The 25,383-nt window shown below is 58.7% G+C and carries 23 protein-coding genes; 12 read left to right on the top strand and 11 right to left on the bottom strand.

All coding sequences use genetic code 11. The features are described 5' to 3' along the window. Positions 1-484: 484 nt before the first annotated feature. The gene (locus tag HMPREF2999_RS00325) at positions 485-1,492 is read left to right on the top strand and encodes an MIP/aquaporin family protein (protein WP_070674218.1); all 1,008 of its coding nucleotides are present in this window, start codon (positions 485-487) and stop codon (positions 1,490-1,492) included. 194 nt (positions 1,493-1,686) lie between these two features. Here HMPREF2999_RS00325 and HMPREF2999_RS00320 read toward each other — a convergent pair whose 3' ends face one another. The 7 genes from HMPREF2999_RS00320 to HMPREF2999_RS00290 all read right to left on the bottom strand — a co-directional run bounded on the left by HMPREF2999_RS00320 (position 1,687) and on the right by HMPREF2999_RS00290 (position 9,998). Then, the gene (locus HMPREF2999_RS00320; protein ID WP_070674215.1) at positions 1,687-2,328 is read right to left on the bottom strand and encodes a VanZ family protein; all 642 of its coding nucleotides are present in this window, start codon (positions 2,326-2,328) and stop codon (positions 1,687-1,689) included. Positions 2,329-2,553: 225 nt separating this feature from the next. Then, entirely contained in the window at positions 2,554-3,006 is a 453-nt protein-coding gene (locus HMPREF2999_RS00315) for a fluoride efflux transporter FluC (RefSeq protein ID WP_070674212.1), read from the bottom strand. Next, entirely contained in the window at positions 3,006-3,410 is a 405-nt protein-coding gene (locus HMPREF2999_RS00310; protein WP_246823047.1) for a fluoride efflux transporter FluC, read from the bottom strand. Before HMPREF2999_RS00310 ends, HMPREF2999_RS00315 begins: the two co-directional genes overlap by 1 nt. A 124-nt stretch (positions 3,411-3,534) precedes the next feature. Further along, entirely contained in the window at positions 3,535-6,348 is a 2,814-nt protein-coding gene (locus HMPREF2999_RS00305; protein ID WP_070674206.1) for an MMPL family transporter, read from the bottom strand. A gap of 183 nt (positions 6,349-6,531) precedes the next feature. Continuing rightward, positions 6,532-7,233: a TetR/AcrR family transcriptional regulator gene (locus HMPREF2999_RS00300; RefSeq protein ID WP_005504153.1), complete on the bottom strand. Its 702-nt coding sequence runs from the start codon at positions 7,231-7,233 to the stop codon at positions 6,532-6,534. Between the two features lie 263 nt (positions 7,234-7,496). After that, entirely contained in the window at positions 7,497-9,161 is a 1,665-nt protein-coding gene (locus HMPREF2999_RS00295) for a sensor histidine kinase (RefSeq protein WP_246823046.1), read from the bottom strand. 93 nt (positions 9,162-9,254) lie between these two features. Next, on the bottom strand, positions 9,255-9,998 hold the full coding sequence (locus tag HMPREF2999_RS00290) for a response regulator transcription factor (protein ID WP_070674203.1): 744 nt from the start codon (positions 9,996-9,998) through the stop codon (positions 9,255-9,257). A gap of 259 nt (positions 9,999-10,257) precedes the next feature. Between HMPREF2999_RS00290 and HMPREF2999_RS00285 the strand changes: the two genes are divergently transcribed. The 6 genes from HMPREF2999_RS00285 (at position 10,258) to HMPREF2999_RS00260 (ending at position 16,207) form a co-directional block, all read left to right on the top strand. After that, positions 10,258-11,127, top strand: coding sequence for a PRD domain-containing protein (locus HMPREF2999_RS00285; protein WP_070674200.1), 870 nt, complete (start codon positions 10,258-10,260; stop codon positions 11,125-11,127). A gap of 749 nt (positions 11,128-11,876) precedes the next feature. Further along, positions 11,877-12,857 carry a mannose/fructose/sorbose PTS transporter subunit IIA gene (locus HMPREF2999_RS00280; protein WP_070674197.1) on the top strand — a complete coding sequence of 327 codons (981 nt, stop codon included), beginning with the start codon at positions 11,877-11,879 and terminating at the stop codon, positions 12,855-12,857. Beyond that, positions 12,854-13,723: a PTS mannose/fructose/sorbose transporter subunit IIC gene (locus tag HMPREF2999_RS00275; RefSeq protein ID WP_049326833.1), complete on the top strand. Its 870-nt coding sequence runs from the start codon at positions 12,854-12,856 to the stop codon at positions 13,721-13,723. The genes HMPREF2999_RS00280 and HMPREF2999_RS00275 overlap by 4 nt, the downstream gene beginning before the upstream one ends. Before the next feature lie 11 nt (positions 13,724-13,734). Beyond that, on the top strand, positions 13,735-14,589 hold the full coding sequence (locus HMPREF2999_RS00270) for a PTS system mannose/fructose/sorbose family transporter subunit IID (protein WP_005504142.1): 855 nt from the start codon (positions 13,735-13,737) through the stop codon (positions 14,587-14,589). 182 nt (positions 14,590-14,771) lie between these two features. Beyond that, positions 14,772-15,545 carry an HAD hydrolase family protein gene (locus tag HMPREF2999_RS00265; RefSeq protein ID WP_070674194.1) on the top strand — a complete coding sequence of 258 codons (774 nt, stop codon included), beginning with the start codon at positions 14,772-14,774 and terminating at the stop codon, positions 15,543-15,545. Between the two features lie 158 nt (positions 15,546-15,703). Beyond that, the gene (locus tag HMPREF2999_RS00260) at positions 15,704-16,207 is read left to right on the top strand and encodes a hypothetical protein (protein WP_210399524.1); all 504 of its coding nucleotides are present in this window, start codon (positions 15,704-15,706) and stop codon (positions 16,205-16,207) included. 175 nt (positions 16,208-16,382) lie between these two features. On the opposite strand, the gene HMPREF2999_RS00255 is transcribed toward HMPREF2999_RS00260, so the two are convergent. The 4 genes from HMPREF2999_RS00255 to HMPREF2999_RS00240 form a co-directional block, all read right to left on the bottom strand. Then, on the bottom strand, positions 16,383-16,730 hold the full coding sequence (locus HMPREF2999_RS00255) for an ATPase (RefSeq protein WP_070674191.1): 348 nt from the start codon (positions 16,728-16,730) through the stop codon (positions 16,383-16,385). Positions 16,731-16,741: 11 nt separating this feature from the next. Next, positions 16,742-17,245 (bottom strand): hypothetical protein, encoded by a 504-nt coding sequence (locus tag HMPREF2999_RS00250; RefSeq protein WP_070674188.1) that lies wholly within the window; start codon positions 17,243-17,245, stop codon positions 16,742-16,744. Between the two features lie 200 nt (positions 17,246-17,445). Continuing rightward, entirely contained in the window at positions 17,446-19,188 is a 1,743-nt protein-coding gene (locus HMPREF2999_RS00245) for a cation:proton antiporter (protein WP_070674185.1), read from the bottom strand. Positions 19,189-19,437: 249 nt separating this feature from the next. Continuing rightward, complete coding sequence (locus tag HMPREF2999_RS00240; protein WP_070674182.1) at positions 19,438-20,388, bottom strand: biotin synthase; 951 nt, start codon at positions 20,386-20,388, stop codon at positions 19,438-19,440. Positions 20,389-20,679: 291 nt separating this feature from the next. Between HMPREF2999_RS00240 and HMPREF2999_RS00235 the strand changes: the two genes are divergently transcribed. From HMPREF2999_RS00235 to HMPREF2999_RS00215, 5 genes are all read left to right on the top strand, one after another. Continuing rightward, on the top strand, positions 20,680-21,282 hold the full coding sequence (locus tag HMPREF2999_RS00235) for a TetR/AcrR family transcriptional regulator (RefSeq protein WP_005508002.1): 603 nt from the start codon (positions 20,680-20,682) through the stop codon (positions 21,280-21,282). A 280-nt stretch (positions 21,283-21,562) separates the two neighbouring features. Continuing rightward, positions 21,563-22,960 (top strand): galactokinase, encoded by a 1,398-nt coding sequence (locus HMPREF2999_RS00230; protein ID WP_070674180.1) that lies wholly within the window; start codon positions 21,563-21,565, stop codon positions 22,958-22,960. Between the two features lie 435 nt (positions 22,961-23,395). Continuing rightward, positions 23,396-23,560 carry a ribosome recycling factor gene (locus HMPREF2999_RS00225; RefSeq protein WP_070634683.1) on the top strand — a complete coding sequence of 55 codons (165 nt, stop codon included), beginning with the start codon at positions 23,396-23,398 and terminating at the stop codon, positions 23,558-23,560. Between the two features lie 510 nt (positions 23,561-24,070). After that, positions 24,071-24,391, top strand: coding sequence for a glutaredoxin family protein (locus tag HMPREF2999_RS00220; RefSeq protein ID WP_070674177.1), 321 nt, complete (start codon positions 24,071-24,073; stop codon positions 24,389-24,391). A 1-nt stretch (position 24,392) separates the two neighbouring features. Beyond that, positions 24,393-25,211 carry a shikimate 5-dehydrogenase gene (locus HMPREF2999_RS00215; protein ID WP_005504124.1) on the top strand — a complete coding sequence of 273 codons (819 nt, stop codon included), beginning with the start codon at positions 24,393-24,395 and terminating at the stop codon, positions 25,209-25,211. Positions 25,212-25,383 lie beyond the last annotated feature (172 nt).

The raw sequence follows: 25,383 nt of genomic DNA, 5'->3' as shown, positions 1-25,383 counted from the left end.
GTAACAACCATGTAGCGGCGTAACAGCCAGTCCACCGCGGTTCGCAAGAGCCGCAGTTAGAGCCGCATAAAAATTACAGAAAATGCCCGGGTACCCCGTGAGGTGCCCGGGCATTCTATGCTGAGGGCGGGTGCTGATGGCGGGGGTGAGTGTTGGTTTGATCGCGGGTTTATTCGTGAGTTTCTCCATGGGTTCAACCGCGAGTTTATGGAATGAGTCCAAGGTGTGGACTATGACCGATTTTCCCCTCATTCGCCACATTTATTTTTAAACGAAAAACCCGAAAAACCGCTTATGTCTAAGGGTGAAATAACACCAAAGTATTGCCCTTCTAGGGCATTCAGGGTTCCATAGATGCCAAAGGTTAAACACGCCACTCGGGCGGCATAACCCCACACAAAACCACACCTCCCTCACGCTCGGCACTGCGCCCCCAACCGAATCCCGGTTTACCACCCGCAGTTCACTACCTGAAGGACACCCCGTGTACACCATCAGCCCCTACCTCGCCGAATTCCTCGGCACGCTCATCATGTGCACCATCGGTTGCGGCGTCATCGCCAACGTCGAACTTCGCCGATCCAAAGGCCACGGCGACAACTTCTTCACCATCGCCTTCGGCTGGGGTTTCGCCGTCACCTTCGGCGTCTACGCCTCCCACGCCTACTCCGGCGGCCACCTCAACCCCGCTGTGTCTATCGGCCTGGCAGCGTTCGGCGAGTTCTCCTGGGAGAAGGTCCCCGGCTACATCATCGCCCAGGTACTCGGCGCAATGGTCGGCGCCGGCCTCGTCTACCTCAACTACCTGCCGCACTGGAAGGCAACCGCCGACAAGAAGATTAAGCTCGGCGTTTTCGGCACCGTCCCCGCCATTCACAACTACTTCACCAACGCCCTCTCCGAAATGATTGGCACGTTCATGCTGGTCTTCTCGGCACTGTACACCGGCGTGAACTTCAAGCCGTCCATCAGCGGCGGTGTGGAACTCTCTCTCAACCTCAACGACGTGCTCAAGCCCCTCGCCTTCGGCTTCATGGTCACCGTACTCGTCATCGGTCTGGGCGGTCAGACCGGCTACGCCCTGAACCCCGCCCGTGACTTCGGTCCGCGCCTCATGCACGCCCTGCTGCCCATCCACGATAAGGGCTCCTCGCGCTGGTTCTACGCGTGGGTTCCGATCTGCGGCCCGATTGCCGGCGGTTTCATGGGTGGCGCGTTCTTCAAGCTCTACTACGAGGGTCAGGTCAGCCCGTTGCTGTTCGTCTCCAGCGCTCTAGCGATTGCGGTTCTGCTCTTCGCATGGTGGGCTAATAGCCACCTGTACCGCGCACCCAGCGCCGAGGTTATCCCCGAGTTTGAGGACACCCACGCTACCGCGGCGGCACGCGCGGCAACCTATACTCCGACCGGTTCCATGCCGATTCTGCTCCCCGAAGAGGTGAAGGGCAACCGTAGCACCCGCGTCGTGAACCGGCTGACCGAGGACGAGTAGTCTTCCCACCCGAGAGCTTCCCTGTCTAGGGTTTCATCGAGCCGGGTTTATCTGAATAGATTTATCCGGCGAGGTTTCATCTAAAAACAGCGAACCCCTCATTTTCATAACCTGCACAATATCGGTCAGGTTATGAAAATGAGGGGTTTGTTGCGTCTACCTCACGGAAGGGACATGGGGACTTTCAGAGGCTCCTACGCCGCGGCGGACGCCATTGCCAGTGCCCGGTCATGCTTAGCCGCGCGGCGCTTCTGAATCGCGCGCACCACCCAGATGCAGACCGCACCGAGAACCGCGCCGGCAGTGTTATTCACAATGTCATCCACATCGAAAGTGCGGTAGGTGAAGCCCGCCAGACCCCAGTTACCGGTCAACTGGCTCAACTCAATGAAGCTCGACAGTGCGAAGCCGCTCAGTGCCGTAGCGCGCAGACCCCAGCGCAGGCAGCCCGCAGTAAAGAAGCCCAGGGGGATGAACATGGCGACATTGAAGAAGAGCTGCGCATACACGGTCGTTGCGAAGCGGCGCAGACCTATGCCGGCAGTCAGATCCCACGCCTGCTGCCAGCTCCAGCCCACATAGAAACGCGGGTAGTACAGCTCGGGGTTCGTAACACTATTGGAAGAGCCAATCGGGGTCAGCGTCAGGGAAAGAATAGAAGCAAGGAACAGCGCAAAGGACGCGGTCAGCAAGTACTGGCGGATGCTGTGCGCTCGACCGGTCTTCTTGGCGCGCAGGCGCATACCAATGAACCCGATGATAGAGAGTGCGACAGTAAGCGCCGCAATCTCGATGGCGAAGGTGCCAATCATGTGTTTACTGAGCAGTTCCTGCATGCCGTGTGTTCCTTAGGTCGTGAGAGTGAGTTATATGAACTCCACCTGCATATATGCCTGTTCTAACATATATTCTTGGTGGTATATAGCGGGTTACCGTTCATACCCGCCGCATATCGTTCACCACCAGTGTAAAAGACCGCTCTATGGCTTGCCCTAGGCGAAACTGTGAAAAAGCTGTACACACACCCACACACACCATGAGAACCACCACAGCTGGCGCGGTCAGTACAGAACATCCGGCGGGAACACCGGCGCAATATACCGACCAAACAGCAACACAAACAGCAACGCACCCGCCAGAGCTGCCACCATCGCACCCACAACCTGCACCAGCCACAGCATCAGGAACTTCACCATCTTGCCCTCAGAGCGGGCGGTCAGCGCCTCCACCATGGCGGTCGAAAACGTCGTAAACCCACCCAGCAGGCCGGTCGTAATCACGGTGCACCAGAACGCCACCTGATCCGTGGCGTTATAGTGCACGCCTAGCGCGCGAGGATTCGACACCGGCAAAATCAGCAGACCGTACAGGAACGAACCCACCAGGTTAATGACGAACACCGGGCTAATAATCGACGACTCCGTGCGCAGACGAGGCGACATCGCCTTATCGAGGAAGAAGCGGGTCATCGCACCCAGACCACCGCAGAGGAACACCATCAGAGCGAAAAACATTAGCGACCCTCCTCAGCATCACGGGCGGGCACCAGACGGGACGCCACAAAACGGCCGGTCAGCATGCCGGCTGCGGCGGCAACCAAACCACCCACGAGTAGCACCAGCACCGCCAGCACCATATACCCGCCGTGCACCGTGTACGGCAGGAAAATCGTCTGCGCCAGTACCGCAGCAATCGACGAATAGGTCGTGTAGCCGCCCATCATACCCGCACCGAACAGCAAGCGGAACGAGTGAATCCGGTCCTCGCCGTCACGGCGCGCGTAGGCGTTCCACACCATCGTCAGCAGGCCCAGCGTGAACGAACCCAGCAGGTTCGCCACCAGCACGCCACCGGGGGTGTACACGCGGCACAGCGCACCCGTGCCGCCGCCCAAAAAGACAAGAAAAGGGGCAGGCACACGGATTAGAACGCCTCCTATCCACTGTCGGATACTCGCGCGGTTCCTCATCGCCGTGCACCTGCCCTTTCATCTCGTATTAGTCTTCAGAGTGCGCCGTAACGCACAAACACACACTAATACTTTACTCTGACCCGAGCTTGCTACCCGAGTCGGCGGCATCAGACTCACGCTCGTGCTGAATCTTCTTGCTCATCTTCTCGCTCAGAGCGGCGCCCTCAACATCCATATTCGGGGTGAGGCGATCCAGCCACTTCGGCATCCACCACGCCTTATCGCCCAGCAGAGCCATAATCGCCGGGGTCAGCGTCATGCGCACAATGAACGCATCCACGAGCACACCGAACGCCAAACCAAAGCCCATCGGGCGGATCATGGTCGAATCAGCAAAGATGAAGCCACCAAACACCGAAATCATGATGATCGCGGCAGCCACCACCACACGCACCGCATGGTTGTAGCCGCTCACAATGGCGGTCGCCGCATCCTTGCCGTGCACGTACGCTTCACGCATGCCGGTCACCAGGAACATCTGGTAATCCATCGCAAGACCGAAAAGAATACCGATGAGCAGGGTCGGCAAGAAGGACAGCACCGGACCCGGGTGGTCCACGCCGAAGAGGGAGCTCATGAAGCCCAGCTGATAAATCGACACCACGGCACCGAAGCTCGCCAGCACCGAGAAGAGGAAGCCCACCGAGGCAACCAGCGGAACCATAATCGAACGGAACACCAGAATCAGCACCAGGAAGGACAGGCCCATCACCACGCCCAGGTACAGGGGCAGCTTCTGCGCGAGCACCTCGGAGACGTCAATATTGCCACTGGTCTGACCTGCAATACCGAGAGACACCTCGGAGCCCTGAACCGGAACGGTCACGGCTCGCAGCTCGTGGACGAGCTCTTCAGTCTCCACGGAGCTTGCACTGTGGGCGGGAATCACCTGGAAAATCATGAGGGTACGGTCATCGGTCATACCGCCGGGAACTACAGCCTGCACATTCGCGCCGCCGCGCTCCTTGACCGCAGAGGCGATATCAATCTGCACCTGCTGAACCTGCTCCTCACTCATGTTCGCGGGCGTGTGCGCGACCGCGACCAGCGGGGCGCTCATGCCCTCACCGAACTTGTCCTTGACCAGCGCGTACGACTTGTACGCGGCGCTATCGGAGGGGTAGTTCGAGGCGTCCGGCAGACCCAGGCGCATCTGAGACATGGGGGCGGCAACCGCCAGCAGCGCCAGCGTACCCACCACCAGAGTCAGTAGCGGACGCGCCAGCACGAGGCGCAACCAGCCGTTCGGCTTCTCGGTGCGTTCAGCATCCTGCGCGCGGCGTTCCGCAATCTTCTGCAGGATATCGATGGAAGCCCACAGCTTCTTCGACATGATCTTGGTACCCGCCAAGGACAGCACCGCCGGGGTGAGCGTCACCGCGATTAGGGCGGCAACAACCACGCAGAACGCGGCGGCATTACCCATCACACCCAGGAAGGGAATACCGGTCACATTCAGCGCCACAAGCGCAATAATCACGGTGCTCGCTGCAAAAATCACGGCGTTACCGCTCGTGCCGTTCGCCAGGGCAATCGACTGGACCTTCGGCATGCCGTTCAGCAGGTTCGTGCGGTAGCGGTTCAGAATGAACAGCGAATAGTCGATACCGACCGCCAGGCCGAGCATCAGACCCAGGGTGTAGGCGGTGGAGCTCATCTGGATAACAGAAGACAGCGAGAGCGTGCCGAGCACACCCACCACCACGCCTACCAGAGACATCAGGATCGGCAGGCCTGCAGCCACGAGGGTGCCGAGCATAACCATGAGCACGATGAAGGCGATGACCATACCCGCCACCTCACCGGTGTGCGAGCCGCCGCCAAGCGCGGATTCACTCAGGTTCGCGTCGAACTGGACGGTCGCCCCGTGCAGGTTCGCCGACTCAATGTCGGACATGACCTTCTGCAATTCGGCGGACGGCACCTCGTAAATCTTCTTCTTAAACGAGACAGTCGCAATCGCCGTGGACTGATCCTCAGAGACCATACGGTAGCCGGAGGTGAAGTCGTAGAGCTTCTGCTGGCGCTCCAGCTGCTCGCGCTGTGCCGGTAGCGCACTCTCGGTCTTCTGAAGCTGGTTGCGCTGCTCGTCCAACTTCTTCTTGCCCTCAGCCAGCTCATCCTTCTTGGAGGCGATTTCTGCGCGACCCGCGTCAACCTGCTTCTGGCTCTCGGTCAGGGTATCGCGCTGCTGATTGAGCGCGTTCTGCTGCTCGGTCAGCTGCGCCTGCTGGGCGTTGAGCTGCTCCATCATGGCAGCGGGTGAGCCTGCCGCCTCCGCCTGGGCGTAGCCGTCCTTCAGCTGTGCCTGCGTATCGTCCAGCTGCTTCAGCGCGGAGGCGAGCTGCTCCTGACCTGCACTAATCTGTGCCTGTGAGTCGTCGAGCTTCTTCTCGTTGTCGGCAATCTGCTTCATGCCGTCCTCAAGCTGCGAGGTGGCGGCATTCAGCTGCTTTTTGCCGTCCTCGATCTGGGAGGGGGCGGCGTCAATCTTGGCGTGCGCCTCGTCGAGCTGGGTTTTCGCTTCTGCAAGCTTGGAGGTGGTGGTGAACGGGTCGGTGACCGCATCCACGGAGGGCACCTCGCTGGGCAGTGCGCTCAGTGCGGCGGAGAATGCCTGCTTCTGCTCTTCGGTGAGGGCGGTGCCGTCACCGGTGGTGAGAATGATCTGGCCGGAGCCGCGGTTGGCACTGGGGAAGCGTTGGGCGAGCTCGTCGGAGAGCTGCTGGGTCTGCGTTCCGGGCATGGTGAAGGTGTTGCTGAGCTTGCCGTGGAACGCGGTGTAGGCACCCGCTACACCGGCGACGATGAGTACCCAGGTGAGGATGACAGCCCATGCGCGGCGGGCGGCAGCTTCACCGATGCGGTAGAGCCATGTAGCCATGATTCAGTCCTTTGAAGTTGAGCGAGTGAAGAGTTTGGGGTGTTGGGTGCGCGTGAATGCGGCGTGTGGTTTGCCCTGTACGGCGAACGCTGTGTCCTGTTTTTAGACAAAAAACACCCCGCCCCGGGCACCTGCAGATGAGGTGCCCGAAGCGAGAGTGTTTGAGCGTTGACGCTATGGGGCTTAGCTTGCGAATTCGCCCTGGACCAGACGACCCAGGTAGTCGAGTGCTTCGAGTACGCACTGGCGCATCGCTTCGATGGCGAGTGCTTCGGGGTGGGTGCCCTCGGGGGCTTCTGCTGCAACCTTGACCGTCATTTCTTCGGCGCGGGTGAGGTAGTAGTAGACGCCTTCACCGATGGTTTCGGCGAGGTTGGAGGCGAAGACCGCCACGCGCAGGTAGGGCAGGTCGGGGTATGCCGCGAGGTACCGCTCGAGGAAGATGTCGTAGGTGCGCTCGAGGATGACGTGCGAGTATTCTTCGAACTTCGCGGGGCTGTCCATTTCGAGGGCGTAGAGCAGGTGCGCGAAGGGTGCGATGTACTCTTCGAGGGTGTTGCTCTTGAAGACCTTGCGGGCAATAGAGAGCATTTCGGCTTCCATGCTTGCGTTTTCACCGGAGACGGTGAAGTCGCATTCTTCGAAGATGCGGTTGAAGTACTGGTTCATGCGGGTGACCAGTACGTCATCTACGGAGGCGAAGTGGTTGAAGATGGTGCGGCGGGAGACGCCTGCGCGTTCTGCGAGTGCTTCTGCGTTGAGGGCGCCGTAGCCGCCCTCGAGGATGAGGGATTCTGCTGCCTCAACGATTGCGATGCGGTTCTCTGCCTTGCGAGCGGAGCGCTTGTCCGTGATGTTTGCGGGAGATTCAACAAGATTAGCCATGTTTTTTACAATACGCGCATTGTTTCACTGGGGGTAACTATTTGGGGGTTAGATTCACCACATATTTGCACTCTAGGTAATAAACTTGAAGTGCAGATTTAACGTTTACTCAACAAGTAATTTAGCGTTTTAGCATGTCAAGGCGCTATAAACCCTCAAAAGCACCGCAGGGGAGCAGAATGCGCACACAACACAACACACCCCCTCAAGCAGCCATTCACAGAATGGACACGCGCAACTCAGGCGGTAGACCAAGTACTGAACTAGGCGACAGGCTGAAGACGCGCATCCAGCGGCAAGCGCACCGTAAAGACCGTATGTCCCGGCTGGCTCTGCACCTGAATCGAACCGCCGTGCGCCTGTACAATCGCCTGCACAATCGCCAGACCCAGACCGGTGGTTCCATCCGAACCAGAACGTGCCTTATCGGCACGGGTGAAGCGGTCAAAAATCTTCGGTAGGAAGTCGGGTGCAATACCCGGGCCGTTATCGGTCACAGTCACCACAGCCTCGCGGCGCGCAGCATCTACCGACAGACCCGCGGTCACGCGCGTACCCTCATCGGTGTGCTTGCGAGCGTTCGAGAGCAGATTCAGGATGACGCGCTGAATCTGGGAGCGATCCGCCACCACTTCGACCGGCTCATCGGGCAAGTTCAGGTGCCATTCGTGGGTACGTGCTGCCGCCTGCATATCGGAGGTGCACTCGAGCACCAGCTCGGTCAGGTCAACCTGCTCCAGCTTGGGTTCGCGACCCTCGTCCAGGCGGGCAAGAGTCAAAAGGTCCTCCACGAGGCGCGACATACGCTCGGTCTGCGAATCAATGCGCGCTAGGGAGGACTGGCCGGATTCACTGAGCGGTTCGGTCCAGCGGAGCATGTCGGAGTACCCCTTAATGGCAGCAAGGGGCGTGCGCAGCTCGTGGGAGGCGTCCGCAATAAAGGCGCGAATCTGATGTTCGGTGCGTTCGCGCACCTCCAGAGCGGAGTTCACGTTATCGAGCAGCTGGTTGAGGGCATAGCCTACGGCACCGACTTCGGTGCGCGGGTCGGAATCTCGCGGATCCACGCGCACCGCCGAGGAGATAGTGTGCTCTTCCAGGTCCAGGTGCGCCACATCGGTTGCCACCGCGGAGACTCGCTCCAGGGGCTTCATGGTGCCGCGAATAATGTAGGAGCCCGCCACGCCGGCGCCGACCATCACGGCGATGGAACCGAGGGCTACCACAATCACAAAGATGGTGAGGGTCTGCTGTACGTTGGCGAGCGGAATACCAACCACCTGGGCGTCGGCGCTGCTATTAGCCTTCGGGGTGATTTTGACGAGGTACAGACCGGATTCCAGTTTGACCTCTCGGACTTCCTCTTTAGTGGCGTTGAGCGCCATGGTCCCGAGGGTTACCTGGTCATTGGCGGAGAGGGTTTGTACGGTGCCGTCCTTGGCGAGCTTGCTGGCGATTTCCACAGCACCTTCGGACTCAACACAGGTAATGATGGTTCCGGACGCCTGACCGGGCGCAAAGAGAGAGCTGCTCTTCTGCAGGTCGCTGCAGTCCACTTCTTCTCGCTTGCCGTTTCGGGAGGTCGGCTGCACTACGCGGTGACTGGTTTCTTTGAGGTCGCTTTGCGCCTGCTGATAGAGGGAGTTCTGCAGGGTCACATAGGTAGACAGGCCAATAATGAGGCAGGCAATGCCGAGGGCTGCCACGAGGATGGCGATAAGGCGCGAACGCAGGTGAGGTACGTACCCGAGTTCTTCGGGGGACGCCTCGGAGTTCCTCATGCTCTTCCAGGCGGCACGTAGGCGCACGAAGAAGTTCCCCTGGGAGGGTGCGGCACCGTCTCGTGCGGGGGTACCCGCGCGCAGGGGGCGGGTTGCTTCGTTATCCGGGGAGGCGGGGTCACCGGGTGAGTAGGAGCCCACGAGCATCCTTTCTTTCCATATTCGAAATACGGAATATAACTGATATGGCGCGGTATAACCGGGTGTTATACCGCGCCATATGAAGAGCAGAGAATAAACTTAGACAGCGGGACGCAGCACGTAACCGGCACCGCGCACGGTGTGAATCATCGGTTCGCGACCCACGTCAATCTTCTTACGCAGATAGGAGATGTACAGCTCCACAATATTTGCCTGACCACCAAAATCGTAGTTCCAGACATTATCAAGAATCTGACTCTTGGAGACCACACGCTTCGCGTTCTCCATGAGGTAGCGTAGCAGGTCGAACTGGGTTGCGGTGAGGTTAATCTGCTCGCCACCGCGGGTGACCTCACGGGTATCCTGGTTCAACACCAGGTCACCGACGACCAGCTCAGCGTCGTCAATGGCGGCAACGCCGGAGCGCTGCACCAGGCGGTGCAAACGGATCATGACCTCTTCCATAGAGAAGGGCTTAGTCACGTAGTCATCCGCACCGGCGGCAAGGCCCTCAATACGGTTGTCGACCGAGTCCTTCGCGGTCAGGAAGAGGCAGGGAACCTCGGGGTAGAACTTACGGATGCGGGTGAGCAGCTCCAGTCCGTCGAAGCCGGGCATCATAATGTCCAGCACGAGCACGTCGGGGCGCCAATCGCGGGCAATCGCGAGCGCGGAGGGACCGTCACCTGCGGACTGCACCTCCCAGCCGATCATTTTCAGACCCATGCTGACGAGTTCCTTGAGCATCTCCTCATCGTCAACGACGAGGGCGCGGATGGGGCTACCGTCCGGGTGTTCGAGGGCGGGAAGGTTCTTTGCGATTTCGGTTGCTTTGCTGCTCATGTGATTAAGAGTATCGCGATTTAGGGTTCACGGCGGGGCGGGAGCCGGTTTTCAGCCGCAAACTTATGGAATGCTTGCCTGCATCACAGCTGGGGCACAGTTTCGCGCCGCCCATTATCCCAACCACGCGCGTTAACCCTTCAATACGGGTTCAATCTTTCGGTAAAATTTGTAGTAGCTTAGGTGATACTCAATCGCCTTTTATCGTTTCAGTGTGCCACCCCGACACAGGCGCCCCGACACCCGCAGAGGAGGACACATGCGTATTAGCCGTATTTATAACAACAATGTTGTCCTCACTGTGGATCATTACGGCAAGGAGTCCGTGATGATTGGTCGCGGCATTGCCTTTGGTAAGCGTAAGGGCCAGCTGATTGACCCGTCTGCAGTGGAGCAGACGTTTGTGCCTGAGAAGGGTATGTCGGGTGAGCGCCTGAGCATGACTCTTTCTGAGATCCCGGCGGAGATTCTGTCGATTGCCACACTTTTGGAGTCGAAGGTGCGCGCCGAGGGTGCGCTGGAGCTGTCGAACTCGTTTATTCTTCCGCTGGCTGATCACCTGCACTATGCGGTGGTTCGTGCGCGTGACGGGGTGCGGGTGCAGTATCCGCTCGCCCCAGAGGTGACTGTTCTCTACCCGCGCGAGGTGGAGTACGGCCGCACGGTTTTGGAAATGGTTCGCGAGCGCCTGCAGGTTGAACTGGACCCGAATGAGGCTATTCCTTTGGCGTTGCACCTAGTCAACGCGCAATTTGCGACGGCGGATATGTCTCAGGCATTCCGCATGACTGAGGTTTTCGCGCAGGTTTTTGAAATTATTGAGGCGAGCTACGAGCGGAAGATCGACCCGGACTCAATGAGTGCGGCACGTTTTGTGACGCATCTGAGGTACCTGTTTGTGCGGGCGAGCCGCGCCTCCGCAAATCGTGCGGAGGATGTTGATGAGGTGTCGCAGCCGAGTTTGTTGGCGGCCCTTCGTGCGGATGTACCGCGCGCCTACGCGTGTGCGCAGAAGGTTTTGTTGGTGCTGCAGATGCAGTTGAAGCAGAGCCTGACTCGTGATGAGTTGACGTATTTGACGATTCATATTGCGCGTCTGGCGCGGGATATGTGGGGTATTAACGCGTAGCGCATATGCAGAAAGCGACTGGGGGTTCTCGGTCGCTTTTTCTATACCCCAGATTTTTTCTACACCTCGGCTTTTTCTACGCCACGAAATCTATACCCCGGGATTCCGGTGAGGGGTTCGGGTGGTGGAATCTGGGAGTGAGGATTCTAGAGGGGTGATGCCGGGCGGAACGTGGCCGTTAAAGGTGGGTTGCTATTTATATATACAACCTGTCACTAAATTGTCGTTTTCCCGGGTTTTCCTTCGCGCGTTAGCGCGTCGATTTAAATTTTGAAATGACGGTTTATAGCGGCGTATTCCAGAAATACCATTCTGTGGACAGACCGCAGGAAAATGTTGGTTTTTTATAAATCCCACATCTTTTGATCCGTGCACCCATTTTTTGTTCGGTATTTTCTTTGTAAATCATTTTCTTGCACTATCACAGTCCAAAATATCCCATAACAAGCACCTCGTCAGTCCGCTTGCAAGATGCCGTCATTCCTGAAATTTCACAAAAATAACGCATTTCTCCCCGTGTCGACAACCTTTTTTCGGTGTTCTGTTTAAATTTTTTACACCCTGGCAATAAATACGTGTTTTGACATCAAAAACCCATATTCCAACACTTGAAAAAATGTCACAAGAACCTAAAGTGTGCAAAGCCAGATAAAACCCACAAAACACAAAAACAACGTGTTACTATCTGAGAATTATGAGGCCCTTCACGGGGCCACTACACACCATGTCACGAACACGAGAGGACCACTATGGTCACTATCATTGTGGCGGCACACGGCGAGTCGGCTCCGGCTCTGCTGAAGACCGCCGGCATGATCCTCGGTAACTTCGAAAACGTCCACCCGGTCACGTTCCTGCCGGGTCAGGGCCCCGAAGATCTCGTCGAAGAGTACACCCGCATCGTTGAGGCATCTGAAGCAGAAGAAACCCTGCTGCTGGTCGACCTCTTCGGCGGTAGCCCCTACAACGCCGGTGCGCAGTTCGCAGCCACCCGCGAGGGCGTCGACGTCGTCTCCGGTGTCAACGTACCGATGCTTATTGAGGTCATCTCCGGCGCAGGCCGTAAGAACGCAACCCTCAAGTCCCTGGTCGCTAAGGCGCACAAGGCTGGCATTAAGGGTATTCGCTCCTTCCAGGAGGCGAACCAGCCCGCAGCCGCCAAGCCCGCCGAGGCGAAGCCCGCAGAGACCAAGGCGGTCGAGGTTCCGGCTGCTCAGCAGGTTCCCGGCGGCACCATGGACGCTATCTTCACCCGCATCGACTCCCGCCTGATTCACGGTCAGGTGGCAGGCACCTGGGTTCCGTATATCGCACCGCAGACCTTCATCGCGGCATCCGATAATGCGGCACACGATCAGCTGCGCAAGTCCCTGCTGCTGCAGGTCGCGCCGACCAGTGTGAAGACCAACGTCCTGGACATCGCTAAGGCTGGCCGCGTGTACAACAACCCCAAGTACACCGGCATGAAGACCATGTTCGTCGTAGAATCCCCCGTTGACGTGGTGCGGCTGCTCGACGAAGGCGTTAAGATCAACGAAGTGAACGTTGGTGGCGTCACCTTCAAGACCGGCATGGTTCAGCTCTCGGACGCAGTGTACGCCTCCGAGGAGCACCTGGAAGCCTACCGCGAACTCATTAAGCGCGGTGTGAAGCTGACGGTTCAGCAGCTGCCCAACCACTCCCCGGTTGATTTGGAAAAGATCCTCAAGCAGAAAGGCCTGGACGCATGAGCGCCCTGACGTTTATTCTCGTTGTTCTCGTGGCGTTCATTGCGGGCGTCGCATCCGTGGTGGACGAGCGTCAGTTCCACCGCCCCCTGGTCGCTTGTACCCTGATGGGTTTTGCGCTGGGTGACCCGACTACCGGCATTATGCTCGGTGGCGCACTGGAGCTCATCGCCCTGGGCTGGATGAACGTCGGTGCGGCAATGGCTCCCGACTCGGCTCTGGCATCCACCATCTCCGCTGTTGTTGTGATTCAGGGGCACCAGGACATCACCACCGGTATTGCTATTGCTGTGCCGCTGGCTGCAGCAGGTCAGGTTCTGACCATTTTCGTTCGTACCATTACGGTGTTCTTCCAGCATCAGGCTGATAATTTCGCGAAGACCGCGAACTTCCGCGGTATTGAGTTGATGCACATTAGCGGTATGGCTCTGCAGGGTCTGCGTGTGGCTATCCCGACCGCTATTGTGGCGCTGATTAGCTCCGAAGAGCTGACCCGCCTGCTGAACATGATCCCCACCGAGGTGACCGTTGGTCTGCGTATCGCCGGTGGCATGATCACCGTGGTCGGTTTTGCAATGGTCATCAACATGATGCGTTCGAAGGCTCTCATGCCCTTCTTCTTCCTCGGCTTCATTGCCGCCGCCGCTATCCCGGCAACCCAGTCGATTTCGATTGCTGGTACCGAGGGCGCGAAGGATCTCGTCGCAACCCTGTCCGGTCAGGCACAGTTCAACCTGGTTGCTATCGGTATTGTGGGCGCTTGCCTGGGTCTGCTGTACACCCAGCTGAACCCGCTCTTCCATAAGAGCGAGGCACCCGCCGTAGCACCGGCAGCCGCAGCAAACGACCTCGATAACGAGCTCGAGTAAGGAGCATCATCATGACTGAGAACAAGAACGTCGAGCTCGTTGAAGTTCCCGAGCTCACCCAGCGCGATAAGGTCGAAACCTACTTCCGCTCCACCTTCCTGCTTGGTTCGTTTAACTTTGAGCGTATGCAGTCCATCGGTTTCGCGGTTTCCATGATTCCGGCTATTAAGCGCTTCTACACCAAGAAGGAAGACCAGGCGGAGGCACTGACCCGCCACCTGGAGTTCTTCAACACCCAGCCGTGGGTCGCATCCTCGATTATGGGTGTGACCGCTGCAATGGAGCGTGAGAAGGCAGCCGGTAAGGACATTGACGAGGCCGCTATCACCAACGTGAAGGTGGGTCTGATGGGCCCGCTGGCTGGTGTGGGCGACCCGATTTACTGGGGTACCGCACGTATTGTGCTGGCTGCTCTGGGTGCATCCCTGGCGGTGACCGGTAATATTCTGGGCCCGCTGCTGTTCTTCTTCGGCCTGACCGCAATTCGCTGGGCGACCCGCTGGTACGGCTTCAAGTACGGTTACGAGAAGGGTACCCAGATTGTGACTGAGGCGGGCGGTAACACCCTGCAGAAGATCACTCAGGGCGCTTCCGTGATGGGTCTGTTCGTGATGGGTGCGCTGGTGTACCGCTGGACGAGCGTAAACATTCCGTTGCCGCTAACCAGCTACAAGAATCAGGCGGGCGCGATGGTGGATGTGACCGTTCAGTCGGTGCTGAACGATCTGCTACCGGGCCTTGCGTCGCTGGGCCTGTGCTTCCTGTGCATGTGGCTGCTGAAGAAGAAGGTCAACGCTATCTGGTTGATTTTCGCTCTATTTGCCGTGGGTATCCTCGGTTCGTACCTGGGCTTCCTGGCTCTCTAAAAATCTGAGAGATGAGCCCTTTCGCCCTTCTATGAGGGCGTGAGATTCAGGGGCTTGTCTCAAGTGGCGGGGGTGCGGTCGGTACACTTAAGGTACCGGCGGCACCCCCGTTTTCATGGGCGTTTTCATGGGTTGCGGAGCGCATTTCGCGGCAGCGTAGCCCTTTCCGTGAAGGAGTTTTTATGACCAAGTTGATGGCTTTCGACCTTGACGGCACAATCCTGTTTAACCGTGCCGTGGAGCCTGCCAATGAGCAGGCGATTGCCCGCTGGCAGGCGGAGGGCAACCTGGCGGTCTCGTGTACGGGCAAGAGCATTTTTGCCACGCAGCTGGCGCTGAACCCAACTACCATCCGCTTTGATTACCACGTGCTGTACACGGGCGCAGTGATTACCGACCGGGAGTACCGGGTGATTTACCGTCAGCCTCTTCCGCTGAGCGTTGTGCAGGCGTGCTACGAGCATTTCAGCACCGTGGACGGCGTGGCGCTGTTCGCCACGACCCTGGATAACGATTACAGCCTCTGCGACCGGGTGGGCTCCTCGACGAATATTCTGCCGGAGTTCACTCCCCTGGCGGCCGGCGACCTGCAGAACCACGAGTACGTGGGCGTGCCCCTGTGGATTCCAGATGCGCAGGTCCGCGAGGCGGCGTACGCCTGGATTCTGGACCGTTTTGGTGATTCGGTGGACTGCCACAAGAACCAGGACTTCCTGGATATTGTGCCGCCCGCCTGCACGAAGGGCACCGGTCTGCAGCATCTGGTGGAGTACCTGCAGTCGGAGCATCCGGGTAGCTCCTATGAGGTGCATACGATTGGTGATTCGTGGAACGATATCGACATGCACCGCTACGCTGACCGTTCGGCGTCGTTCAGCTACTCCCCCGATGAGGTTAAGGCTGTCACCACCGATTGTGTGGATAAGGCGTACGAGTTTATTGAGGCTTCCCTGTAGAAGCTACCGAGGCGGCGTTCAGGCGCGGCGAGCGCGGAGCTTGCCAGTCCGCCTCCGCGGACTCGCCGCTTCTCTCGCGCGTGCTCGCCGCCTACTCCCCCGTTTCACGTGAAACACCCGCTTTCCCGTTACTCCCCGTGTATCCCCGTGAGGTTTCTATGTGCCCCGCTCAACCCCCAAAGAACCAGCCCGGCAAGAATCAGTCACAGAAAAGCCCGCAGGCCGATTCTGCCCAGTCCTACGACCCGTCCAGCTTCTCTGACACCTTCCGCGCTATGGCGCGTGAATCGCTCGTGAAGAACCAGAAGAACCACCCGGACTCCCCCATCGTCTCCATTTCCCCGGTGCTGATTGTTTTGGGTGCCATTGCGGCGGCGCTGTACGGGCTGTGGCAGAGCTGGGCGTGCCTCATTCCGCTGGTGCTGATTCTGGTGCTCATGTGGGTCCGTTACACGATGCAGCGTCAGGCGCTCAACGATTTCGCGGAGCTGGAGGCGGCACGCACCGCATGGAAGAAGACCCGCGACCGCCAGTACCTGGAGCTGATGGCGGCGCAGTCGGAACGCATCCTGGATGAGAATAAGGCTCTGACCAAGCAGGCTCGCGCGCATGTGCAGGAGTACGCGGATTTCGCGGCGCAGAAGCTGGGTACTCAGCGCTAAAGACCCCGCTCGCTCGCCCCTCCTCCCCAACAAAAGTATTCGACGAGCGTTAGTCGAGGTGAGTGTTCAGACACCCAAAAGACCGTAACCACTCCCCTGTACGGGGGCAGTTACGGTCTTTTGTTCACGTCAGATACCCTCTGCGGGGGTCTTTTACGTCTTAGGGGTTACACCCCTAGTTAGTCTTCTGTGCGGGTGCTTCAGCAGGCTCTTCTGCGACTTCCTCGACGGACTCCGCAGATCCTTCGTCTGCACTGTCAGTAGCCGGAGCCGCGTCCAATCGCTGCACCACAGCGGGGCGGTCATCAAAGCCGCGGCGGGTGCCTCGGGCAGCCTTCGCCTCCATGGTGTACAGCTGCTCACGGTTCGTCAGTACCACCAGGGTCATGGCGTTCAAGCAGACACCCACAATGCACAGAATCCAGCCGATCAGCATGAACCGACCACCGGAAAGCACCGCGCCGGAAAGCATCAGGGCAACAGAAACCAGGTACGCCGGGGAAAGCAAAAACTTCGTATTCACTACCGACCTACCTAGCGTGCGTTGGAGCGGGGCTTGGGGGTACGACCCGAACGGGGACGCGAGGGCAGAACGCTCATACGGCCGGGGGCACGATCAACAATCGGCTGAGATTCGGTGGGTTCTTCCTCGCGGACCTCTGCAGTTTCAGCAGGCTCGGTCGCCTCAACGGCTTCAGCGGGAGCTACTTCCTGATCAGCCTGCGCCGCAGCATCGTGCTCAACTGCCTCATGCTCAGCAGCTTCACGCTCTTCACGGCGGTGCTCCGAGCGCTCGCGGATACGGTTCTCCACGGAGGACTCGATGCCGTCCAGGTTGGCAACCAGTGCGGGGGTCGGGTCGCCCTTCGCCTTACCCACGGACAGCACAAAGGCAAGGACGTTCAGACCCAACGCAAGAATCAGAAGGATCCAGCCGAGCCACAGGAGCCAGGGGTTGGAGGTTCCAATCAAGAGCGCGCCGCAAAAAATCACGCCGAGGGAGGTCAGGTACGCAGGCGAGAGAGTCTTGAAATCCATGTCTACTTTCAATGTGTTCGTGAGTTTGAGAGAGCTAACGTACGGTCACTACGTTTCCTGTCTCATTTTAGGTGATAGTTGAGGCTTAATCTGCTTCTGCCCTTGTCTATCGCCTGTGAGCTAAAGACCAACGGGCTTATCTCGGTGGCGTAGGCAGGGGCAGAAACGTAACGTTCATGCACGCGGTGCAGAGGTACCGGCTAGGACGTGGGGGTTACCTCGTTGGTGACCAGAGGCGAGGCGGGCGCGTTTTCCACCACGGGGATTGCGCGGGTGCTCAGGGTGCCCTGGTGTTTCTTCCAGAGGTTGTAGCGTTCCATGGCGACCGCGCCGGCTGTCATGGCGGGAAGAATGAACATGCCGGAGGAGCGGATGCTTTCTGCCTGCGCCAGGATGTCCAGCTTACGCACCACGCGGGTCACGTCGTGGGAGTCGTAGCGGTCCTGAGCAGAAATAACCTCGTTCTGCGCGGCGGCGAGGGCGGCATCGCGCAGGCGCACGAAGTCGTTCCTCTTGTCCTTAAGCTTCTCCATGTGCTGCTTGTATTCTTCGGGCAGTGCCTCGCTGATTTCGTCGCGGCGGGTAATGGCGGAGCACATTTCCTTCACGCGGGCATAGGTCTCAGGGTCGGTGGTTGCCTTCGCTTCAGCCTGCAGCGCCTCGAGGGCTGCGACCTGCGCAATCTTGAGCAGTTCGGGTACGGCGGTTTCTTCTTCATGGTTAGCCCGCACGCCAAGGACCTTCACGAGCATAGGCAGGGTCAGGCCGGGTAGCACGAGGGTGAAGAAGAGCACGGAGAGCATCATGACGATGGCGTCCTGACGGACCTGTTCAGTGCCGTTGACCACGGGGATGGACAGGGCAAGAATCAGGGTCACGAGGCCTCGCATGCCGGACCAGGTCATGATGATAACTTCGGCGAAGCTTTCGGGAGCACCCTCGTGGATGGGGTTCTTGCGTCCTGCCAGCCAGACGATGGTGAACCAGATGAGGCGCACCAGGATTGCGACCAGTGCGACCAGGGCACCGTCAGCGAAGAGGCCTGCGGTACGGGAGGGGTCGGCGGTGGCGATGATGCTACTTGCCTGCAGGCCGATGAGGCCGAAGGCGACACCGGTCATGAGCAGCTCAATGATCTGCCAGAAGGAGGTGGAGGAGAGGCGTTCTTCCGCTTCGAGTGCCGCCATGTATTTGGTGCTGGTGAACTGGATAGCGCCGATGACCACGGCAATAACGCCGGAGGCGTGCACGCTTTCAGCAGCGAGGTAGGCGCCAAAGGGGATCACGAGGGTCACGGCGTTGCTGGTGACCACGTCGTGGGCGCGCTGGCGAACGTAGCCGCCGAGCCAGCCGAAGATATAACCAATAATGACCGCGAGGATCGAGCCGAGCACGAAGTCTTTGGCGACCGAGAGCGGCTCGATGTGGTGGCCGCTGGTCATGGAGTGGATTGCGGCGTGGAAGAGAACGATTGCGATAGCGTCGTTGAAGCTACCTTCGGTCTGCAGGGTGCCGATGAGGCGGCGGGGGATGCCGACGGGCTCAGCGACTGCTTCCACGGCGACGGGGTCGGGCGGGGAGACGGCGGCACCGACGGCAAGGGCGACGGCGATGGTCATGCCGGGGACCCACCACATGGCTGCGCCGGCAATTGCCAGGGCGGAGACGGTGGTGAGCAGGACCGAATAGAGCAGTACGGATTTCCAGCGGCGGCGCAGGGTTCCCCAGGAGAATTTAACGCCGATGGCCCACAGCAGTGGCGGAAGGAAGATCGGCAGGATGATGTCGCTGTCGATGGTGATGTCCGGTCGGTTGGGGATGAAGAGCGCGGCAGCGCCGAGCAGGGTCATCATGACCGGCCAGGGGAGGTTGAGTCGGTCACCGACGCTGACCATGAACACGGTCGCAATCAGGATGATGACAATAACGGAGAGGTAAAGCATTGGTCCGGTGTTGTTCCTTTCGCGCGGCTAGGGTTAGTCGGCTACGTCTTTCTACTCTACCGGAGGGGCTCATTCCGCTTTTCGGATATGGGGGTTCTGCAGCGTTTATTGTGGTGGTGTTTACCTCTAAGCCTAATACTCTTTATGGAATATAGAGTTTTCCCCTGAATATCCTTGCTTTTCAGCAGGTTATTCAGGGGAAAATTCTATATTTGGAATATATCGATTAGGGTAGTTGCTGTTAGCGGGCTACTTAGAACCGCATCCACCAGCACCACAGCCGCAACCACCAGCGGGGGCTTCCTCGACAACCGGTTCAGGCTCGTCGTGACCACCGCAGCAACCACCCTTTTCTTCCTTCGGTTCGTCGTGGCCGCCGCAGCAACCGCCCCCACCGTGGGAGTGACCGTGAGGCTCAGCGGGAGCTTCAGCGGAAGAACCGCATCCGCCCGAACCGCAACCGCAACCACCGGCGGAAGGTGCCGGCTCCTCGTGGCTACCGCAGCCACCCGAACCGCATCCACAGCCGCCACCGTCGACCGAACCGCAGGCGGAGCCGCGTGCATCACGGTGACCCATGAGGTCCACGCCCAGGTCGGAGAGGTAGCGCAGGTAGCCTGCGAGGGCGTCGCGTCCACCGGTGCCGGAGATGACGATGCCGCCGTGACGCAGTGCCTTGAGCACCTCGTTGACCATGGGCCACTGCTCAATGTCGTCGGTGATGGTGATAGCGCTGACCACGTGCATTGCGAGGGAGGTCAGCGAGCGCAGGGACTGTTCGTAGCCTTCGGGCAGGTGAATGACCTTGGAGGGTGCCGCCAGGCGCAGGATGGATAGCACGCGCATCAGCATCATGGGTACTGCATTTTCGGGCAGTAGTAAGGTCACGCCGATGGCAGAGGATTCAGCAATACGTTCGATAGTTGCCGCGAGTTCTTCGGAGTCGATATCGCGGGAGATATCCAGTACTTCGTAGGAGTCCACGGCGATGGAGCGGGTGCCCAGGGCGTCGGCGAGTGCTTCATCTTCGGTGTGGATCGCAATCATGTTGCGGAATTCGTTGCGGCGCACGACGGAGGCTGCCTCGATGAGGGCGAAGTCCTGGCCCTCACCATCCACGAGGAGGGTGTGGATTTCTTCGCGGTTGAGGCCTTCGCCTGCGGTGGCGCGCTCGATTAGTTCAGAAAATGCATTGCTCATACCGAATATTAAACACCCCCTTTTACTCTGTGCGCCCGCGAGGTTTACCTGTCTTGGCGGTTTTGGGCGGTTTAAGACGTGATTTTATGCCGAGAGCGTGGGCGGCTACCTGTTCTGTGTGTGCTGGAGTGGTTTTGGTGGCAAAAGTGCTCGTGAAACGCGAAACGTTCGCTCCGGGTGAGTGAGAATCAACATTGCTTTTTGGGCTTGTACCGCGTATTTGTGGGGTTTTTGTTTGCCGCGGGGTGCATCTTGCTCACGTTACAGATTTGAACACCCTAAAATGAAAGGGTGGTACTTTCCCGTGAAAAGATTCTAGATACCGCCTACGAGGTCTTGGCGACCTACGGTTTGGCGGACCTTTCCATGCGCCGACTCGCTCAGGAGCTTCACGTGGCTCCCGGCGCCCTGTACTACCACGTGAAGAATAAGCAGCAGCTTCTGATTCTGTTGGCGGATTACATTCTGGCTCGTGCCCCGAAGTCGATGTCTGAGGAGGCTGAGGCGAATCCGGAGGCTATTCGCGCTTCGATGATTCGCCGCGGCGATACGCTGTTCTCCCTGCTGTACCCGATTCGTGAGTGCCCTGAGGTGGTGCGTTTGAGTTTGACTCTGCACCCGCGTGAGTTGAAGCCTGTGGTGGCTATGGCTCATGAGTTCCAGGCTCTTGGTTTGGGTCATGCGGAGGCGCTGCGTCGTGCTCGTTTGTTGACCCATATTGCGTTGAGCCTGGTGGAGGAGTATCAGACTCTGCCACTGATTTCTCCGCAGGAGGCTGTGGCGAGTGGCGATGTTCCTCTGATTGAGAATGCGTTTAACCGTTACCGCCAGGATCTGCTTTCTGCGATTGATTCGATGATGGTGGTGCAGGAGCCTTATACGCAGGATGCGTAAGTCGCCTGTTCCTCTTTTGGTTTATTAGTTGTGTATGGTGCCCCGTGCCCCCTTGTAGGGGTGCGGGGCTTATGCGTGCGTTGGTGCTGGTTGCTCTGCCGCGCCCTGGTACCTGCCGCGCCCTGGTACTGGTGCGGTTTGGCGGCTGAGTCGATGTTCGCCGGTTGTCTGCTTTAGTCTAGAGGTGACACGTGCTTGCGCTGTTGCCCGTTGGGTATCGGGTGCGGGTGGGGTGTTGTTTATGTCTTAGTGCCCTGTTGGGCTTTATCAGAGGTGTTCCATGTCGATGACCGCTACCGCCCAGTGGGCGGCTCTTCCGGACCATAGCGCGGAGATTGCGCGTGTGCGTGAGGAGTTTATTACTGCGTATGGTTACGAGCCGGATGGTGTGTGGTCTGCGCCTGGGCGTCTGAATCTTTTGGGCGAGTACATTGATTTTTTGGGTGGCTCGTGTCTGCCGATGCCGTTGCCGTACCGCACCTATGTGGCGGGTGCGTTGCGTCGTGATGGAGTGTTGCGCGCGGCTTCTTTGCAGATGCCCGGCGATGAGCGCACGGTCGTGATTCGCGATATCCAGCCGGGTCATTTGAAGGGCTGGTTCACTTATGTGGCGGGTGTTGCGTGGGCGATGAATCAGGAGGGTGGCAGGGATATTATGCTGCCCGATGAGTTTGGTGCTGATCTGCTGATTAATTCTCGTGTTCCGGTGGGTGGCGGTTTGTCGTCTTCGGCGGCTTTGGAGTGTTCGACGGCGTTGGCGTTGTTGGAGCTCTCGTGTCCGGTGCGTGAGGAGTGCCCGGAGGCGGATGCTACCCCGGCGGATAACGATGCGTTGCGTGCGCGTCTGGCTCAGGTGTGTATTACGGCTGAGAATAAGATGGCTGGCGCGCATACGGGTGGCCTGGATCAGACGGCGTCGTTGCGTTCGTATCCGGAGCAGGCTCTGGTGGTTGATTTCCGTGATTTTTCGATTGAGCCGGTTGCGGTGGATATCGCTCAGCATGGCCTGAGTTTTTTGGTGATTGATACGAACACTCCGCATGAGCTGACGGATGGTGGTTTTGCGGCTCGTCGTGCGGCGTCTGAGGCGTGCGCTGATGCTTTGGGTCTGCGTTTTTTGCGTGATGCCCTACCGGAGGATTTGTCGTGTGCGGGTATGGATGCGCGTGCGGCAAAGGCGTGGCGTGCTGATTTGGTGGATTCTTCGGTGAATCGTGCCTTGGATGCGCTGGAGGACGCGGGTCGCCCGTGTTCGTTCCCGCGTGGTTGGGTGCGTCATGCGTTCCACGATATGACTCTGGTGGGTCGTGCGAGCTATTTGCTGCAGCATGCTGATGAGCTTGGTTTCGCGGCGTTTGAGGAGGCGGGCCGTATTTTCACGGAGTCGTTTGTGTCGATGCGTGATGAGTTGCGTGTTTCTCGCCCTGAGATTGATGATGCGGTGCAGGTGTGCCTGGATCGGGGTGCACTGGGTGCCCGTATTGTGGGTGGAGGTTTTGGTGGCGCGGTGATGGCGCTGATTCCGACCTCTCAGCTGGAAGCTGCCGCGGATGCGGTGGCGACTGCGTATGCTGTGCGCGGCTATGCGGCGCCTCGTTTTTTGCCGATGGTTGCTGGTTTTGCGGCATCTCATGATTGGGCTGCGGGCGCTGCTCCTACGGATATTCCGGTGTTGTAGGGTTGGGCGCTGAGGTCTGTCATAAATCGGCGGGGTGTCATAGGGGTGTTTTTTCAGGGGTTTGAACAATATTCTTAGCTGGAAGTTTCCTGCGAGTTTCTGCAATTTTCCTCCGGTTATCCCCCGTAATAACGCGCTGATAAGCCATAATTTTTTGGTCGTTGGTCAAAAGTGGCGCCACGTTTCCCGAGGGTGGTTTTTCTTGCCTTCGCGGGTATGTACACTTATCGACGGACGCAATCCGTGAGCTGTAAAGTTTCGATGCGCATAGTCCGGCATATGGATAGCATCTACACTGGGTTCGACCGTCACATACAAGCCCAGCTTGCAGGTTTCGTCCACCAAAGCATCACACTCCAGTTTTCTGCCCGCCCCGGGCAGGTACCTCACCAAGAGTGAGGCTTTAGAGCGCGAAAGCGCAGAAAGGAGGCCCCCGTGGGCTTCGATATCAAGGGTACCGTTGAGCAGGGCCTCGACAAGGCTCAGGAAGTCATCAACGAGAAGGCTGGCAAGGAGGTCGTCACCGACGAGCACGTTGCCAAGGTTGAAGAGGTCGTGACCGACAACGTCTCCAAGCTGACCGAGAAGTTCGGCAAGTAAGGCGACAGCCTCCTTTGGATCGGCGCCCTACCTCGCCTCCTCGTGGGGTAGGGCGCCTTTCCCTGGGTCTGCATTACAGGCTTTCACTCAACGGCTTTCACTCAACATCTCTCTCGAATAATGGGGCGTTCTGCCCCGCCTGGGTTCTTTCATTCACCGACTCACTCGGCATATTGCTCAGCTTCGGTTACCGCCTGGTAGCCTGTTTTCACTCTTCTTTTACTCTTACTCAGCACAAGTGCTCGCGCTTTCTCGCGAACTGTATACGCCCCGCATCATTGGTCCGGCAACCTTGGTGTGGGGCGTATGCCGTTAATGCGCAGGGTGAAGGCTTCTGCGGGAGTGCTGCACGGGCTGCCGGGGTGCGGCGCGGGCGTTCGCCCTATGAGGACCTCTCCCCTGCCCCTGTAACCTCAGGCTATGCTTGATATGTCAACTTATTGAGCTGCGCCCTCAGGTAGGTTTCAGTGCCTCCTGAAGACCGCGGAGCACCCCGTCTATGGAGGAACTATGTTTGAACGTCAGCAGTCCGATCAGCAGAAGGCACGCGAGGTCATGAAGGATGGCGGCGTCGTCATTTATTGGCGCCCCGGCTGCCCTTATTGCGAGGCTCTGGATTCTAAGCTGGGCGAGCTGGGCGACCACGCTACCTGGGTCAACATTTGGGAGGATCCGCAGGCTGAGGCGCACGTGAAGTCCCTCAACGACGGCAACGCGACCGTCCCCACCGTGGATACCGGCGACACCCACCTTGTGGTCGCTGACCTGGTGAGCCGCAACAAGGTGAAGAAGCTGATTGAGAACACCCTCAACGCTGGCGGCGAGGCTTAAGATGGCTCGCCCGGCGCTGAACCGCGATACGACGGTCTGCATTTCTTTGTCTGGTCGCCCGTCGAATCACGGTATTAAGTTCCACAATTACCTGTACGAGAAGCACGGTCTGGATTACCTGTACAAGGCGATGACCACCACCGATATTGAGGGTGCTATCGCCGGCGTGCGTGCTCTGGGTATTCGTGGCTGCTCGGTGTCTATGCCGTTTAAGCAGGCTGTTATCCCGCTGATGGACGATATGGACCACTCGGCTGCGGTTATTGGCGCAGTGAACACGATTGTGAACACTGACGGCTTCTTGAAGGCGTACAACACGGATGTGATTGCGGTGGCTTCCCTGCTGCGTTCGCATAATGTGGATCCGTCTCTGCCGTTCCTGCTGCGCGGTTCGGGCGGTATGGCTGCGGCTGTGGCTGGTGCGTTCTTTGATGCGGGCTTCTCGCAGGGCATGATTATTGCCCGTAACGAGGAGACTGGCCGTGCGCTGGCTGAGCGTTACGAGTATGCCTGGGCGCCGGAGGTGGGCAACCTGCGAGCGCCGATTCTGGTGAACGTGACCCCGATTGGCATGGCTGGCGGTGAGGAGAGCGAGGAGCTGTCCTACCCGCAGGAGGCTATTGCTGAGGCGCAGGTAGTCTTTGACGTGGTGGCGATGCCCGTTGAGACTCCGCTGGTTCGTGCGGCTCGCGCGGCGGGTAAGGAAGTTATTCACGGCGGTGAGGTGATTGCTCTGCAAGCTGCTGAGCAGTTCCGCCTGTACACCGGCGTGGAGCTCACCCCCGAGGAGGTTGAGGAGGCGGAGGCTCAGGCGAACTAGTTTCGCGCCCGCTGCTTCTTCGCCCCGTGAGGGGCTCGATACGTGAAAGTGCCCGGAAGGTTGATCCTTCCGGGCACTTTTTATTTTCTCCGGTACATAGCACCGGAATTTTTTGTAATTACACACACCCTGGTATTTAAGGTTTTCCACATCTGTGGAGAAATCTGGGGAA

Origin of the sequence: Rothia sp. HMSC066H02, from assembly GCF_001814995.1 — a bacterium.
Lineage (GTDB): Bacteria > Actinomycetota > Actinomycetes > Actinomycetales > Micrococcaceae > Rothia > Rothia mucilaginosa.
Note: the sequence above shows the minus strand (reverse complement) of the source record. Positions and strands in the feature narration are given on the sequence as shown.